The sequence below is a fragment of the Demequina litorisediminis genome (assembly GCF_030161615.1).
Taxonomy (GTDB): Bacteria; Actinomycetota; Actinomycetes; order Actinomycetales; family Demequinaceae; genus Demequina; species Demequina litorisediminis.
The window spans coordinates 2201607-2216359 of record NZ_BSUN01000001.1 but is presented as its reverse complement, the minus strand read 5'-3'; the positions used below and the strand labels follow the sequence as shown (position 1 = coordinate 2216359).

The window sequence follows — 14753 nt, the reverse complement described above, 5'->3', positions numbered from 1 at the left end:
TCCGGAGGTGCTCAGCGCATCCGCTTCTTGGAACTCAAGGAGTGCGAGGAGATGACATTCGAGATCGTGCTGCCGCTCGGGTCGCTGCGCTTCCCGCACCACATGGCCCCCTCGGCCGAGGGGCTGCGCGTGCGCCACGGCGTGCAGGGCACTGGTCCGCTCGGCTGGCTGTACTGGCTCGTCGCGGGACGCAAGATTGCCGCCGGCCTTCCCGAGGTCATGGGCTTCGTGGTCGGCAATGCCCTCGCCGAGAGCGTCGACGCCTGACGGCTGACCGAGGGGTCCGGATCCGCACCATCGTGCACGGATCCGGATCCCCCTCGGCACGGCGCCTCAGCCTCGACGCAACTCAGTACTGAAGCGCCTCCCACGGGCCGTACTCCGAGGCCCCCGGCTCGCTGCCCCGCGCGTACCATTTCGCGCGCCACAGGCTCGCCGCCGTGCGTCACCACGTCGCCGCGCGTGAACGTCCGCGACGCAGTCCACACGGCGATCCCCGAGTCCTCCGCGGCGACCTCCTGCCACGGCCCAGAGACGCCGCCAGGCGCCTGGCCTCGAGTCCACCACGAAGCGACCCAGGTCGCATCGTCGTAGGTGACAACATCACCTGCGCCGTAGGTCGCCGCGGGCGACCACGGGTCCGCAGCCGCGGCGGTCGAGTCATCTCCCACCACGATGCCGCGTCCATTGGTGGCGATGTAGACCCGGCCGAACACGTCCGGGTCTCCTTCGATGTCGGCGCCAATCCAGCCCCACTGGTGCTCGTCGTCGTTGATGCGGACCCAGGTGTCGCCACCGTCGATCGAGCGCCACACACCGCGCACGCCGTCGCGCTTGGCGGCGACATAGATCGCGGGCGATGTCGCACCGGGGGCCGCCTTGCCGAACCCCACGGTGTCCGCCTCGTCGAAGCCGTCGACGCGCTGCCAGGTGCTGCCAGCATCGGCCGTGCGCCACAGGCCGTATGTGCCGTCCTCCTCGCCTCCGGCAAGCCAGAGCGCGCCCGGGGCGCCGGGCACCGCGGCGAAGCGGACGTTGCCCTCGACCGGCAGGCCCTGTGCGGGCGTCGCCACGAAGGTGGCCCCGCCGTCAGCGGAGACGAAGAAGTCGCCGCCGAGGAAGCCGTAGAAGGCATGCGGATCCACCCGGTCGGCTTCGATCCTGGCGCCTGCGGGCAGCCCTGCCGCCGTCTCCCAGGTGTCTCCGCCGTCCGTGCTGAAGAGGGCATCGGCCCCCGCGGGCGACCACACGACGGCGCTTCCCTCCGCGCCCACGGCGACCGTCCCCGGACCACTCGCGTCTGCGGCCGCGGGCGACGCAACCCAGGTGCCACCCCCATCGTGCGACACGGCAGCGAGGTGCGCGCCGGACCCGTCGGTGCCCGCTCGCGCCACGGTCGCGCCGTCGCGTCCGGCGGCATCGACGCTGGTGCCGCCGCCAAAGTAGGGCCCCTGGAACGCATCGCTGACGGTCGCGATGTCCTCGTGGACAAAGCCCCCGAGGTCGAGCATCGCCGACACGAGAGCCACGTCGCCCGTGGGCGCCACCAGATCCTGAATGGCGGTCTCCTCGATCCCTTGGGCGGCGGGCGCGATATCGATCACGCCTCCGTCCAGATCCCAGTCGGTGAGGTTGCCGCTGCGATAGATGGTGGCTCCCGTGCCGTACATCAGTTCGTCGGAGTTGAACGGGTCGATTTCCAGGGCCGATACCATCCAGCCGAGCCTTGGGCGTGGGCTCGGCCCACATTCGCGGCTCCCCCACCTCCTTGCCGAACCGGAGCCACGGCACGGCCGAGATGTCCTGGTCGTAACGGGAGGAGAACTCTCCCCCGTTGCTGTAGTCGTAGTCCCAGATGGCGCTCCAGGTCTCGCCGCGATCGGTGGAGCGGAAGATCAGCACGTCCGGCCACCACTGGATCTGCGAGACGACCATCAGGGTGTCGGGGTCGGAGCGATCCACGGTGAGGCCGCCGAAGCCGAAGTCGCCACCCACGGGACGCCCCTGCGGCGTGATGTCGGTCCAGGCGCCCGAGTCGAGGTCGTAGCGCCACACCTCTCCGTCGGACCCGTCGTAGGGGCCGGACGTGTTCGAGGTGGTGAGGTAGAGCGAGCGGCTCGCCTGGTCGATGACACCGTGGTGGGCGATGTAGCCCGTGGGCGCGTTGGCGATCGGCGTCCAGGTCTCGCCGCCGTCATCGGAGCGGTACAGCGGGTCGTCGACGTCGGCGACCGCCGTGATGAGGGTCTGCGAGGGGCCCGCCTCGGCCGAGTCCGCGTCGAAGGCGGTCCAAAGGACCCCCAGGTTCTGTTCGAGGTAGGAGTTGCCCGAGCCCGCGTCGGGGATGAAGTCGCCGACGTTCGGGAAGGACTCGACCTGCGAGAAGGTGACGCCCGCATCCGTCGATCGCCACAGCCCGTTTCCGGTCTCGGCGCCGTAGTAGAGGACGTCGTTGTCGCCGGGGTCCACCACGAGTCGCTCGCCGATGCCACGCCCAGGCATATTGCCGCCCACCTTGAACGGCAGGCTCGGTCGCCTCCCATGTCTCGCCGTAGTCGTCGGAGCGCAGGATCGCGCCGTTGTCCGGGTCCCACTCGTTCGTGTACATGCCGGTCGCGGCGTAGACGCGGTGGGTGTCGACGGGATCGGTGGCGAGGCTCAGGACGCCGAGCCGGTTCCAGTCGTCCCAGCCCACGTGGTCCAGGAGCGGCACCCAGGTGTCCGTGGCGCGGTCGAGCCGGTAGGCGCCGCCGATGTCCGTGCGGGCGTAGACGAGGCCAGGCTCAGTCTGGCTGTAGATGATGCCGGGGACATAGCCGCCGCCGGAGATGGCGGCGTTGGACCAGTCGTAGGTGGCGGCCTCGGGCGTGGCCGATGCCTCGGCCAGGTGGGATGCGGCCGATGCCTCGGCTCGGTGGGCGCCGCCCGTGGCGCCCTGCGGCGCGGCGAGGGCGGGCACCGCGGCGACAAGCGCGGTGCCGGTGGCGGCGAGGGACGCGGCCACGGTCAGGAATCTCACGGTCAACACTCCTTTGTGTCGGTGCTCCGTGGCTACATCGCCACGGCGGCGCTGAGGGACGCCACCTGCGACGCTATCGAAGCGATTCGACACTCGCAACAGATATGTTGACGGTCCGCACGAATGCGGTGATCAGGCCCCCGCGCCGTCCTCCCACGGCAACTCACCCTCGGGCCCCACGGGCGCGAGCGGCACCACCAGGACCGGACGATGCTGCCGGTGCGACAGTTGTGCCGCCACCGAGCCGGAGAAAAACTCGTGAAGCGTGCCGCGAAGGCCTGGCTCACGCGTGCCGACCACGATGAGCGCGGCATCGACCTCATCGGCGACGTCCGCGAGCCTGCTGCGACGGCAGGCCCGCGAGCGCGCGCGTGCTCCACTGAACGCCGGCGTCGTTCAGCACCGCGCCGAGGCGCGCCTCGCTCGGGATCCATCACCTCGACGAGGGTGTCGGCGACTTCCACGCTCATCGACACGGACACCACGGAGCCATCCAGGCGACGCTCGATCGGCAGGCGCACGGAGTCCACCCAGGCGCAGACCACGTCGGCGCCCAGCAGGCGGGCGAAGTGCGCCGCGGTGGCGACGACGGCATCGGGCTGGCCGGGCACGACCCCGACGACGATGTGGGCGGTGGTGGCCATGGCGGACTCCTTCGACGCGTGAGCGCGGCGCGTCCGCGCCCACCTCCAGTGTGGCGCGCACCGGGCGGGGGCGCATCACGAGCGCCCGGCTCTTCGCTGAACCTGAGGACTGCGGGACGGGACTACCGTGGTGGTCGTCCCCTGAGCCCAACGAGGAGCCCATCCATGAAGACGTTCACGCTGCCTGGTACCGACATCACCGCGCCCGCCGTGGTGTTGGGACTCATGCGGATCAAGGACAAGTCCGACGAGGAGATCCGCACCCTCGTGCGCACGGCCCTCGACGCAGGCATCGACTTCATGGACCACGCCGACCTTTACGGCCCGCCGTATCACGGCTGCGAGCAGCGGTTCTCGGAGGCGCTGCGGCTCAGCCCCGCGCAGCGTGAGGCGCTGACCATTCAGACCAAGTGCGGCATCCGCCATCCGGGACCGTACTTCGACTTCTCGTACGAGCACATCGTCGAGTCGGCGAACGCGTCGCTGGCGGCGCTGGACACCGACTACCTCGACATTCTGCTGCTGCACCGCCCCGACGCGCTCATGGAGCCCGACGAGGTAGCGCGCGCGTTCGCCGACCTCCACGCCGCAGGCAAGGTCCGCCACTTCGGCGTCTCGAACCACACGCCCGGCCAGATCGAACTCCTGAAGCGCAGCGTCGAGCAGCCGCTCGTCGCCAACCAGATCCAGCCTGTCAGTGACCCACGCCCCGGCGATCGCCAGCGGGATCGCCGCCAACATGGGCGACCTTGACCAGTCGATCGACCGCGACAACGGCGTGGTCGACTACTGCCGCCTGAACGACATCACCCTGCAGGCATGGTCACCGTTCCAGGCACGCTTCTTCGACGGCCCGTTCCTCGGCAACCCCAAGTACGGCGAACTCAACGCCGTCGTGGATCGTCTCGCGGCCCAGTACGACGTGCCGCCCGAGGGCATCGCCGTCGCGTGGCTCACCCGTCACCCCGCGCAGATGCAGGTGGTCGTGGGCACCACGACGCCGTCGCGCGTGGAGGCGGCAGCCCAGGGCGCCGATGTGGTCCTCACCAGGGCCGAGTGGTACGAGATGTTCCGCGCTGCGGGCCACACCGTTCCGTAAGGCGCGGAGCCTGGTTTGGGGCTGCGTGGTGGCGCGCGGGGCGCATTACCACGCGGCCCCGGCAACAAGTCGGGGTGACAGGATTTGAACCTGCGACCCTCTGGAGGATCCGGCGACTTTCCGGACCTTCACGGTTGTCCAGGGAATACGCGAGTTCCCTGGCGATGCGAAGGAAGGCGGCGGTTCGCTCATTCCGACTGTACCCGGATGCCTCAGGTTGGTCACGGCTGAATCTGATGGGTTCTTGATGAGGCTCGCGCGCTGCAGAGCCCCATCGGCCGCGCTCAGCCCCAGCGCCGCGCGACCGGATCCCAGACGCGCACGACCCGTGATCCGAGGACAGGGTCGGCGAACACGGAGACTGCCGCCAGCACCTCGCCGAAGGCCTCAGGGAGGCTCGCCAAGCCTGCCGGTGCGGCGTCGCCACGCGGCCCACTTCGCCTGTGCGAATGCCGGCATGCCGGCAATCCCGGGCAGAAGCGGCATGAGCTCGACGCCGCGGTAGCGGGCGACGGTCTCAGACGATGCGCGGAGGCTCCCCGCGTCCACAGGCGGTGAGCGAGTGAGCGTTTAAACATCGGCGAAGTCTCGCCAGCGGGTGTTCGCCTCGCCGCGGTCGACCATGGTGACGATCTTCTGGGAGAGCACCATCGTCAGCGGATAGCCGAGCAGCCTGATCCCCTCCTGCCCAGGCTCGAGCAGTCCGGGCACCTCCACGAGAGTGGGGGCAGGCCAAATGGGATCGCCGAAGTTGGCGTCGATACCGATCGTCACCCGCGAGCGGCCGAGATGTCCGGCGAGTCGCACGCGGACCCCGGCGTACTCATCCGCGTCGCGGATCGCGGTTGCCGCCACGCTGTCAACGTCGAAGACGACGCCGTCCTCGATATCGATCGAAGCGATCGCACGTATTCGCTCGGCGACGTCGGCCGCATCGTTCGCAAGCCCCGTCGCTTGTAGTTCGATGTCCTTCGTCGGCCGGCGCAGCGCGAAAGCCGCGAGAAGGACGCCGCCCTTGAGCACGAAGTCATCGCGATGGTCGCTCGCAGCGATCCGAACGAGGAACGCCTCGAGAACATACAGCGCCTGCAGGCTCCTGGACGTCCCCGCCGGTTGCCCGCGCGAGACCACGGATCGCGAGGACCGCATCACCGGCGGGCGTGCCGCGCTGAGGGTTCGGACTCACAACAGGATCTCCAATGCAGTCCGGATCGCAGGCTGGGCCTTGGGGAACGATGCGGCCATCGAGAGCAGCGCAGACGGGCTGCTCTCGCGAGCGCGCCGCCATCGCTTCAGCGCCCCGATCGCGAGGTCGCTGCCCCAGTCGTGGCGCAGTCGGAACAGGTCGACGATCGTCCGCTCCGCGGAGTACAGGCCGATAGTCAGTCCGCCCGGCAGCCGGTACTCGCCTCGCCCGATGTCATATGTCGCTGCGTCGAATCGGTGCCACGCGATGGGAGCCGTCGGCGCTTCGATCGGCTGCATCCCGCGCGGGATCGCGATGTGCGAGCGAGTGGGGATCTCGTCGGTCAGGCTCGTGCAAGGCGAGCGCCGAGAGCAGGCACAGCGTCGCTTGCGGACGTTTGGCGGCGATGGTCATCCATGCCGCGGTCGTGTCGTCAGCCGCACCGGCACGCAGGAACAGGCCGGGCGCGATGCGCTCGTACTCCCCGCGCTTAGCAAGGCCCGGAGCCGATGCCTGGTCAGGCCATCATCCGCGAGCGACTCGTAGCGGAGCATCATGGGATCTGCAGATGAAGCCATGCCCGCGCCCTCCCAGCCACGCCGACGAAAACATGAACAGATAAATCATACCTGTCACTATTTCCGTCGATCAAGAACGTGCACACCTCGACCCCTGAGCGGCCGGCGCCGCCGCTTCGACGCGCAACCGACCGAGATGCCGCTCACGGCGATGCAGGCAACGACGCCCGCGCACCTTCGGCACCCGTCACGCCACGGTCTCCACGAAGCCCGGGGCGCAATATGTCATCGGAATCGACAGCCACGCCCGCACCCACACGGTGGCCGCCGGCGCCGCGACCGGGTTCTCTCGGCAGTCGCGTCCGAGCTCGTCGCTCGAACTCGCGAGCTTCTGCTCGGTCGTCCTCCCGCGCCAGCCGAACCAGAGCGCGGCGCCGGCGGCCCGGAAACCGGTTCGGCGCCTCACATCGGGCCTGAACCGCTCAAGAACCTGAGATTCGTACGGTGGCAGACTTTAGAGAGAAGTTGAAAGACACTCGCGCGCAATCCGCGTGAGGGGTATCCGAAGCGTCGAACGAAGTGTCGCATCGGAGAATCGAAACGGTATCCCATTGGGTGGCGTCAGACGGCAAGTCAGGACCCACCAGTTCTGGGCTGGTCACCACGTGGTTCTGGTTTGATGTCGACCATGAACGACGAACTGGCGAACGCCACACCGGAAGACACGAGGGCCGACCTTACGCGACTGTCGGCGCGCGGCTATACCCAGTTGCGCCATGTCCTCGTACAGCCTTCCCGACCCCACAGGCCCCCGAGACTCGACCCTCGCACGCATGCTTCACCAGCGCAAGCACCGCGCGCTCCTGCTGTACCTCCTCCTGCTGACGTGCTGGCCCTGGCTGCACGACCGCAAGCGCCCGCTTGAGGGCGACGTGTGGATCCGGGCCCTCACCGCCAAGGGAGCGCCCACATGGTCCGCCTCGACCCTGTCGCGCTCGTGGGCGGATCTGGCCGAACTCGGGCTAGTGACCAAGGGTGCCAAGCGTGAGGGGCGCCTGATCCGCCCCGCACCTCGTCGGGAGGACGCAGCCGCCGACTACGAGTTCCCCGGAGGCAGGCGCGATCGGTTCAACACCTACTTCGCGCTGCCGGACGAGTTCTGGAAGGACGAACTCTTCGCGAAGGCTCTCCTGCCTGCACTGGTCATGCTCCTCGTGATCGCCAAGGAAACCAACAGCAAAGAGGAGGTCTGGTTCACCTACGACGGCCTGGAGGACTGGTACGGCATCAAGCGCAAGTCACCAGAACGGCGTGGAGGCGCTCGACGAGCCTTGGCCTGATCCACCGACGGCGCGAACGCATCAAGGCGCCGCTCGCAGCACCTGGCTACACGACCCGGACCTGGTACTCGCTGACCGGCGTCTACTCCCACAAGTCGCGTGCGGCCCTTCAGAAACGAGCCGCCCGCGAACGACGCGCGCGTCTGCGGCGCGAAACCCGTCTGGCGCGCGTTAAGGAGGGATCGTGAGCATCTCACGAATGGTCTACGTCGACGACTCCGGCACGGTCGACCAGGGGCTGATCGTCTACAGCCTGGATCGAGGTTGCTCCCGAGCACTGGCGCGGCGCCTTGCGCACCCTCCTTGAGCCTTCGCAAGGAGTTCTATCGTGATCACCAGGTCCCCCCATCCGCCGAACTGCATGCCACCAAGTACGTCAACGGCCGCACGAGCATCACCACCGCGTTCAGCGACGACCTCGAAGAGCGCAAGGCGCTCGGGCGAGCGATCGCGGAACGTTGCCTCGAGACCCTCGCCTCGCAACCCGCAATCTCCACGGGCGCCGTCTACCGGCGCACCGAAGCCAAGGGCCGCGACTACCACCGCGAACGTGGAGATGTCTACCGCAACCTAGTCCACCGCTGGGACGCGGAGCATCGCGCCGCGGATACCTACGCGCTCGTCAGCATGGACGGAGACGGCAGCGACGCGACCTACCTCAACGCCCACAGGTCGCTCCCGCTGGACACGCGGCACGTCATTGAGGACCCGATGATGCACGACTCAAAGAGTTCGCAGTGGGTCCAGATGGCGGACCTGGTCGCGTACAGCGTCTTCACCCACCTGAATCGTCACCCGAACAACGAGTTCGGCTGGGACTGGTACGAGCGCTACATCCAGCCAAGCGACGTCAACGGCGGCCCGTTGTTGCTGTAGATACAGCAAGACCCGCTTGTCCACGAGAGTGGGGCGGGTCCGCAGGAGCAAGTATGCCTCATCCAGAGACTTGCCGCAACACTCCCGGCACAACCCGGGGCGGGAGTCACGGCCACGCGCTTGATGGAACTTTTCGCTGTGATATTATTACCCCCGTGGATCACATGCAGCGCATTCTCGACGCACTGGGCCCCCTCGTCGAGCCGCTTTACGGCAGCATCGCCGATGCCGAGTCCGTGTTGGATGTCAAGGTGCCCGAACTGTCGGAGACTCTGGCGACGGGCCCGTCGCGCACCCACGCCGTCCGCGGCCTGGTCGCGTACCAGTTGGAGCGCCGCGATATTGATCCCTGGAGCGTCACGGTCACCCACAACTCCGGAATCACGTTGCGGCACGACGGCCTCGTAATGCGCGTACTCCATGGCTCCTCCGGCGGCGCGATCCCCTCGCCTGGGCGCAACTTGGCGCGCCAGAACTTCTACCTCAACCCCACGCTGGACGACGAGATGTTGCCGCCCTCGGACAACCTCCTGGCGCTCTGGTCGCTGGATCACCGAAGCGAGGTAGAAATCCGCATTGTTCGCCCGACCGGCACCTGGCGCCACGGCGAGGCAGGCAAGGCCGACCTCGACTTCATCCTCCCCGGACCTCGGCAGGGCTCGCGAGCCTGGCGTTCGTTGGCACGGACGAGGACATCGTGATCGCACCTGCAGAGCAGGATGCACGTCGTGGTCGACTCGCGTAACGCCGCCGAGCGGATCCGGACGCTGCGCGAACTCAACGGCTGGACTCAGGCGGAGTTGGCCGGTGCCTCTGGCGTGTCTCAGCCGCTCCTGTCAAGCATCGAGAACCTCCGGCGCGACGCGTCCGACGAGACCCTTCGCGCGATCGCAAACGCAGCGGATACCCCGTTCTCCTTCTTTGAGGTGACCGGGTCGGACGCACCGTCCGACTCACTTCACTTCCGACGCAACAAGAGCGCTTCAGTGAAGATAGGACGGCAGGTCAAGGCCTACTTCAGTGAGGGTCGGCGCGTCGCAGGTGCCGCACTTGACCGAATCGAATACCCCATCGGCTCGCTTCCCTTCGCCGATGCCAGGCTTTCGACCATGACTGCAGTGGCCATCGAGGACTACGCCGCGAAGACGCGCCTGGCGCTAGGGATCGAGGCGGACGCGCCGATTGGCAACCTCACCCGTGCAATCGAACGTACCGGTGTACCAGTGTTCCGACTCACACTCCCAGGCATCGAGGAAGGGCACGTCGTCGGCAAAGGTCATTACGGAGTGTCCGCAAGCGCTGCTCCAGCGTCGCGGACCGCGATTGCCTACTCGTCTGCCTCGGGAGACCGCGACCGTTTCACTCTCGCCCATGAGCCTGGGCCACGTTGTTTTGCACTCATTCCGCGACCCGGGCGACGACGCGGAGAAAGAAGCCAACCAGTTTGCCGGAGCCTTGCTCCTGCCGGCGAGCCGCGTCGACACGCTCGTAGACGCACGCACCACCCTCGACAACTTCGCTCGCGTTAAGGCGCTATTCGGCGTTTCTATTCAGGCATCGATCTACCGCGCTGCACAGGCTCGACATCATCGATGCCGACCGCAAAGCTTCGCTGTTCCGCCAGATCAGTCAGCGCGGTTGGCGCAAGAGCGAACCCGTCGACGTTCCGCACGAGAACCCGCTGCTCATTTACAGAGCACTCTCAGCCGCATGGCCAAACCAGCCATACAGCGAGGGCGCGGAATCTCTGGGAATTGGGCGTGCCATACTCGCCGCGATCGCACCCGCTCCGAGAACTGAAACCGCATCCGACAACAAGGTCAGCAACAGGTCGAACATTGTCCCGCTCAGTTCGTACCGACGCTAGTGCGAGGCGGTGAGCACTTCGCTCAGGATCAACACAACGACATGCTCATCTCCGTCACGCCGCATCCCAGAGGTGACGTGCGAGGCCCCGGCACAGTCGCTCGGTACCAGGCGGGAGGCGCTCACAGGTCAATGGGTGGCTAGCGCTCTTGCGGCTGAATCGACAGCGCGAGTACCGGCGCGAGCCTCAACCCGTGGGGCCCCGCGATTCACTACAGCAGTCTTGAGGCTCGCCCGCCTTGTCCTCATGAATCAGCGGCGCAAGGCCCTTGTCCGCGCGGAGCAGATGCGCACCCAAGGCGCGCTCTCCGATCGCGAATGGCAGACCTGGCCGCTGTTCGATGGCCTTCGCGACGCCGGCGGCGGGGAGCGCACCGGCCAGGCATGGGGCCCAGACCAGCGAGCCTCGCCCACACGTTCATCGACGCCACGCTGACACCCAACGTGGAGGGCGGCTTGCCCGCGCCAGCGGCCATGCTGTTTCGCCGCCGACGACGAGCGACCCCAAGCGTCGCAGCCGCCCGCACAGCAGTGCTACTCCGATGGTTTGTGCGGCGCGTCTGGCTCGCGCGCCTCAGCCGCCTCGGAATTGTGCAACGCGTTCCAGTACGGCATGAAGACAATCTTGAGAGTCAACCACCACAGGTAGACGCTCACACCCGAGGAGAAAGTGCTGTCGCCAACGAGTCCATGCGCAACTTCATTGCGAAGGTTGGGTCCGATGGGCCCGCACATGAGCGCACGAAGCTCAAACGCCAAGTCCTCGCCGAAGATGTCTACAACTCGCTCGTTCTCCATGAGCGCGGACAGGCCAAGGCTCGTTTTCATTCCCATCCGCCCCCATCGTGCTCGTGCGTTCGCCGGCATTCGCCAAGTGCAGCCGCACGAGGGCTTCGATACTGGCACGAGGAGGTGCACCGCAGTTCCAAAGTCCCCGCTGTACCCGTAGTGCAGTCCGCGCGCGAATGCGCCTTCGTGCGTGCTCGGGACAGTGGCGCTCCCCGTAGCAAGTGCCTGGAAGTCACCGATATGAAATCGGTGTTCGGTAGAGATCTGTTGCCAGGCCCTCGGCAACACGGTTCCCCCAAGAATGCTGACGCGAATCTGGTAGTGCTGGATCATCCGTTCCCAGGCTGCCGCGGGTTCGCCGTAGATCTGAGCCGTGTCGCTGGTGGGCGAGCGGTAGATCGTGCGGCCGTCGGCGGCAAGTGTCCGCCGCCCGATCGAGGCGAGCAGTGGGGAGTCGCGCTGGCGCTGTTCCGCTTCCGACCTCGCCTCGGAGAGGCTCGCCAGGCGCTGGATGCCCGCGAAACGCCGAAGTGATTCGACGGGGTCGTCACTGCGAATACTCGCGAGCAAGTCGACGACATGCTCCCCAATGTCGCTGGTCTCCATGGTGAACACCTGCATCTCGCCGAGCGCGGCCGCGCCGCTCTCCCGGATGCGACGGGCAAGGCTCCGCCGGCAAACTCTCCGCTCCGAGGCGTGCCCGGGACCGGCGGGGCAGTGTCCGGAGGGTCTTAAGCGCCATCTCAAGGTGGATGGACGCACGGAAAGGCTCATTCCGGTCGGCCTCAGCAATGAGGCGCCGGACGATTGCATACGTCGCATCCTCGGCGGCCTCGATTTCTCCTGCACGCCGGTACCACTGGGATGCGACCTCGAGCGTGTTCTGAGCCGCGATCGACTCGACTCCGACGGCATGACCGGCGAGGTGTGCGGCGATCGTGGAGGCATGCTCGCTCCCGAGTCCGTGGTCGCCGAGCATTCGCGCGGCCCGCACCGACATCCCGCCATCGGACGAAGTTGAGGCAGCCTCGACCAGCCTGACGCTCGATGTCGCCGAATGGGGCGGCAGCAACTCCTCGAAAACGAACGCCAACCGCAAGAGCACGGTCCCACTGCTCGCCGGCGTGCGTCATCGCGTCGCTCGTCACGCCGTGATCGGCCAGAGCCTGAAGTTGCGCAGTGTGTCTGCTCGGACGCAGGCCCGGGTCGCCCGCTATTGCCAGAACGTCAAAGACTCGACTGCGAAGCACGAGACTGGGTATGGAGTCGGCGATCTCGGCGAGTGCCGCTAGGTCCGCCTCCGTGAAATCTCCGGGAATCGGGCTTCGTCGATCACCGAAGGTGGCGAATGGTCCGTAGGGGTTGGTCCAGTCGCTCCCGTTCGGCATGAACCACGCCACCGTCGCAAGTAGGCCTGCGACGTACCGGACGTCGCCACCAGCATTGGCGTCGTCTGCTATGGCACGGAGCGGACCGCCCATGAGAAGTGTGCCTGTAACGGCATCGGCCAAGGCGGCCTGTAAATCGGCGTCGCACACAGCGGACTGCCAACGCGATCCGTGAGCCTCACTCATGGGCCATAGGCTATTGGTTAGCAGGGATATCGACTGCATTGGCGCGGCGTCCTTCCGCGTCGCGCACCGGGGCGCAACGAGAACCAAGCCCATTCATTGCGTTCCATGTGCCCGGCTCGGCGAAGACTGCTGCTCCCGCAGATGGACGGCACGTCTTGGGTCGAGCGGCTACCTGGCTCACAAACCCAGGTAGCGGCTCGACGTCACCTGCATCGACGCGGCGGGTCGGATGTAGGAGTTCACCAGCATCGCGAGGTCGCGGTGGCGGGTCTGGGCGGCGATGCGGTCGAGTGGCACGCCGGCCATGGCGGCTGCGGTGGCGTGGCCGGCGCGTAGCGAGTGGGCGGTGATCATCTCCCCCGTGAATCCGATCGCGTGGGCTCGGGTCTTGACGATCCGCACGACGGAGGCGGCGTTGATCGGGTGGCTCGAGACTGCGCCGTTGGTGCGGACTTGGGTGAAGACGGGCCCGGCCCCGCGCGGGCGAGTGCGCAGCCATGCGTCCAGCGCTTCAACTGGATCCGTCTCGGGCGACCGGCCGCGGGCGATCGCGATGGTCTGGCCGGCGCCGTGGGGGTCGCCTTTTGACCGGCGCACGGTGACCAGCAGACCACCCTCAGCACGGGCGATGTCCCCCACCTCGAGTGCGGCGAGCCTCGCATCGGCGCATGGCTGAGGCGAAGCCCAGGAGGATGGTCGCGGCGTCGCGCTTGCCGATCGCGGCGGCGCGGTCGATAGCGGCAAGGACCTCCCGGATGTCCTCGACCAGCAGCGGGCGTGCCCGTCGGCGGGGTGCGACCCCGAGGATGCGGCGCAATCCTCGGCGGACGCGTGTCACCAGGCTCGCTGTCGGTCGGGCTGTCCAGGCCGGCAGGCTGAATGGCGGTGGGAGATGGCGGCAAGCGTGCAGGTGACCATCCCCATCGTCAGTCCGCGTTCGGCTTGCTATGTGATGTAGGCGCAGATGACCTCGAGTGCCGCGGGCAGCGCCGTGAAGCCGCGCGCGGTGCACCAGGTCTCGAATCCTCGCCACGCAGAGGCATATGTCTCGAGCGTCGAGGGCGCGTGGTGGGCCGCGACCGCTGCGTCGATCCGTGCGATGTCCGCGGGAGTCAACCCTGCGGGGAGGGACCGCGGGAAGTTGTCGTCTGCTGTCAGCCATGGGGTCATGCAGGCATGCCAGCAGGGCTGCGGCAGTCGTCACAAAGATGGGTAAACGATGACTTAGTCATGTTTCACGTCCAATGAAGGTCGTGGAAACCCGCGAGTTACCAGGACATTCACCGTCGGGGTGACAGGATTTGAACCTGCGACCCTCTGCTCCCAAAGCAGATGCGCTACCAAGGCTGCGCTACACCCCGCGACTGCCCCATCGGGGCCCGCCCACTCTAGTATGCGCGGCGCTAGGCTCAGAGCCATGCTGACTCTCGCGCTCATCCTTGCTGGCCTCGCGGCGGCCATTCACGTCTACATCTTCTACCTCGAGTCCGTGGCCTGGACTCGCCCAGCCACGCGTGCGACGTTCAGCACCACCGAGGAGGAGGCGGCCGCCACCCGCGGCATGGCCTACAACCAGGGCTTTTACAACCTGTTCCTCGCGCTCGTCACCATCGCAGGCATCGTGGCATCGGCACAGGGGTCCGGCGCCGTGGGCGCGGCGCTGCTGATCGCGGGCTGCGGGTCGATGGCCGCCGCCGCCGTGGTCCTGATCATCTCCGACAAGAAGTACGTGCCGGCCGCCCTCAAGCAGGGCACGCTTCCCGCTCTGGCGCTCGTCGCACTCGCGGTCTCTGCACTGTAGGGCGGCGGGCCGGTTAACGCATCGGCCCTCGTCTCGGCTAC

18 protein-coding genes, 1 tRNA gene and 2 pseudogenes are annotated in these 14753 nt (G+C 67.3%); 9 read left to right on the top strand and 12 right to left on the bottom strand.

Going from position 1 to position 14753, the window contains the following annotated elements:
- Positions 1–11 precede the first annotated feature (11 nt).
- From QQK48_RS22035 to QQK48_RS13570, 4 genes are all read right to left on the bottom strand, one after another.
- Complete coding sequence (locus QQK48_RS22035; RefSeq protein WP_431308431.1) at positions 12–671, bottom strand: carbohydrate-binding protein; 660 nt, start codon at positions 669–671, stop codon at positions 12–14.
- Between the two features lie 418 nt (positions 672–1089).
- Positions 1090–2211, bottom strand: coding sequence for a beta propeller repeat protein (locus tag QQK48_RS22030; protein WP_431308430.1), 1122 nt, complete (start codon positions 2209–2211; stop codon positions 1090–1092).
- On the bottom strand, positions 2195–3019 hold the full coding sequence (locus tag QQK48_RS13575) for a hypothetical protein (protein ID WP_284328800.1): 825 nt from the start codon (positions 3017–3019) through the stop codon (positions 2195–2197). The genes QQK48_RS22030 and QQK48_RS13575 overlap by 17 nt, the downstream gene beginning before the upstream one ends.
- A 132-nt stretch (positions 3020–3151) precedes the next feature.
- The gene (locus tag QQK48_RS13570; protein WP_284328799.1) at positions 3152–3319 is read right to left on the bottom strand and encodes an adenine nucleotide alpha hydrolase family protein; all 168 of its coding nucleotides are present in this window, start codon (positions 3317–3319) and stop codon (positions 3152–3154) included.
- 147 nt (positions 3320–3466) lie between these two features.
- Between QQK48_RS13570 and QQK48_RS13565 the strand changes: the two genes are divergently transcribed.
- Positions 3467–3685, top strand: coding sequence for a hypothetical protein (locus tag QQK48_RS13565; RefSeq protein WP_284328798.1), 219 nt, complete (start codon positions 3467–3469; stop codon positions 3683–3685).
- A 143-nt stretch (positions 3686–3828) separates the two neighbouring features.
- A pseudogene (locus tag QQK48_RS13560) lies at positions 3829–4762 on the top strand (aldo/keto reductase).
- Between the two features lie 570 nt (positions 4763–5332).
- On the opposite strand, the gene QQK48_RS13555 reads toward QQK48_RS13560, so the two are convergent.
- Both QQK48_RS13555 and QQK48_RS13550 read right to left on the bottom strand, forming a co-directional pair.
- Positions 5333–5911, bottom strand: coding sequence for a nucleotidyl transferase AbiEii/AbiGii toxin family protein (locus QQK48_RS13555; RefSeq protein ID WP_284328797.1), 579 nt, complete (start codon positions 5909–5911; stop codon positions 5333–5335).
- A 33-nt stretch (positions 5912–5944) separates the two neighbouring features.
- The gene (locus tag QQK48_RS13550) at positions 5945–6247 is read right to left on the bottom strand and encodes a hypothetical protein (RefSeq protein WP_284328796.1); all 303 of its coding nucleotides are present in this window, start codon (positions 6245–6247) and stop codon (positions 5945–5947) included.
- Between the two features lie 1052 nt (positions 6248–7299).
- Here QQK48_RS13550 and QQK48_RS13545 point away from each other — a divergent pair.
- The 6 genes and pseudogenes from QQK48_RS13545 (at position 7300) to QQK48_RS22020 (ending at position 10482) form a co-directional block, all read left to right on the top strand.
- Positions 7300–7806: a hypothetical protein gene (locus tag QQK48_RS13545; RefSeq protein WP_284328795.1), complete on the top strand. Its 507-nt coding sequence runs from the start codon at positions 7300–7302 to the stop codon at positions 7804–7806.
- A gap of 184 nt (positions 7807–7990) precedes the next feature.
- On the top strand, positions 7991–8113 hold the full coding sequence (locus QQK48_RS13540; RefSeq protein ID WP_284328794.1) for a hypothetical protein: 123 nt from the start codon (positions 7991–7993) through the stop codon (positions 8111–8113).
- Complete coding sequence (locus tag QQK48_RS13535) at positions 8110–8682, top strand: DUF3800 domain-containing protein (protein WP_284328793.1); 573 nt, start codon at positions 8110–8112, stop codon at positions 8680–8682. The genes QQK48_RS13540 and QQK48_RS13535 overlap by 4 nt, the downstream gene beginning before the upstream one ends.
- Positions 8683–8846: 164 nt before the next feature.
- A complete protein-coding gene (locus QQK48_RS13530) occupies positions 8847–9383 on the top strand; it encodes a hypothetical protein (RefSeq protein WP_284328792.1) in 537 nt (178 codons plus the stop codon).
- Between the two features lie 18 nt (positions 9384–9401).
- Positions 9402–9590, top strand: a pseudogene (locus QQK48_RS22025) (helix-turn-helix domain-containing protein); the annotation flags it as partial.
- Positions 9591–10053: 463 nt separating this feature from the next.
- Positions 10054–10482, top strand: a complete 429-nt coding sequence (locus tag QQK48_RS22020; protein WP_431308353.1) for an ImmA/IrrE family metallo-endopeptidase — start codon at positions 10054–10056, stop codon at positions 10480–10482.
- A 600-nt stretch (positions 10483–11082) separates the two neighbouring features.
- On the opposite strand, the gene QQK48_RS13520 is transcribed toward QQK48_RS22020, so the two are convergent.
- The 6 genes from QQK48_RS13520 to QQK48_RS13495 form a co-directional block, all read right to left on the bottom strand.
- Positions 11083–11958 (bottom strand): DUF4209 domain-containing protein, encoded by an 876-nt coding sequence (locus tag QQK48_RS13520; protein ID WP_284328790.1) that lies wholly within the window; start codon positions 11956–11958, stop codon positions 11083–11085.
- A gap of 164 nt (positions 11959–12122) precedes the next feature.
- Positions 12123–12818 carry a DUF7380 domain-containing protein gene (locus tag QQK48_RS22015; protein WP_431308429.1) on the bottom strand — a complete coding sequence of 232 codons (696 nt, stop codon included), beginning with the start codon at positions 12816–12818 and terminating at the stop codon, positions 12123–12125.
- Between the two features lie 270 nt (positions 12819–13088).
- Complete coding sequence (locus tag QQK48_RS13510) at positions 13089–13550, bottom strand: tyrosine-type recombinase/integrase (RefSeq protein ID WP_284328788.1); 462 nt, start codon at positions 13548–13550, stop codon at positions 13089–13091.
- A complete protein-coding gene (locus QQK48_RS13505; RefSeq protein WP_284328787.1) occupies positions 13528–13749 on the bottom strand; it encodes a hypothetical protein in 222 nt (73 codons plus the stop codon). Before QQK48_RS13505 ends, QQK48_RS13510 begins: the two co-directional genes overlap by 23 nt.
- Positions 13750–13856: 107 nt before the next feature.
- Positions 13857–14081, bottom strand: a complete 225-nt coding sequence (locus tag QQK48_RS13500) for a hypothetical protein (RefSeq protein WP_284328786.1) — start codon at positions 14079–14081, stop codon at positions 13857–13859.
- 116 nt (positions 14082–14197) lie between these two features.
- Positions 14198–14272: transfer RNA gene (locus QQK48_RS13495), tRNA-Pro, on the bottom strand.
- 56 nt (positions 14273–14328) lie between these two features.
- On the opposite strand from QQK48_RS13495, the gene QQK48_RS13490 reads away from it, so the two are divergent.
- On the top strand, positions 14329–14712 hold the full coding sequence (locus tag QQK48_RS13490; RefSeq protein WP_284328785.1) for a DUF1304 domain-containing protein: 384 nt from the start codon (positions 14329–14331) through the stop codon (positions 14710–14712).
- The last annotated feature ends 41 nt before the right edge of the window (positions 14713–14753 follow it).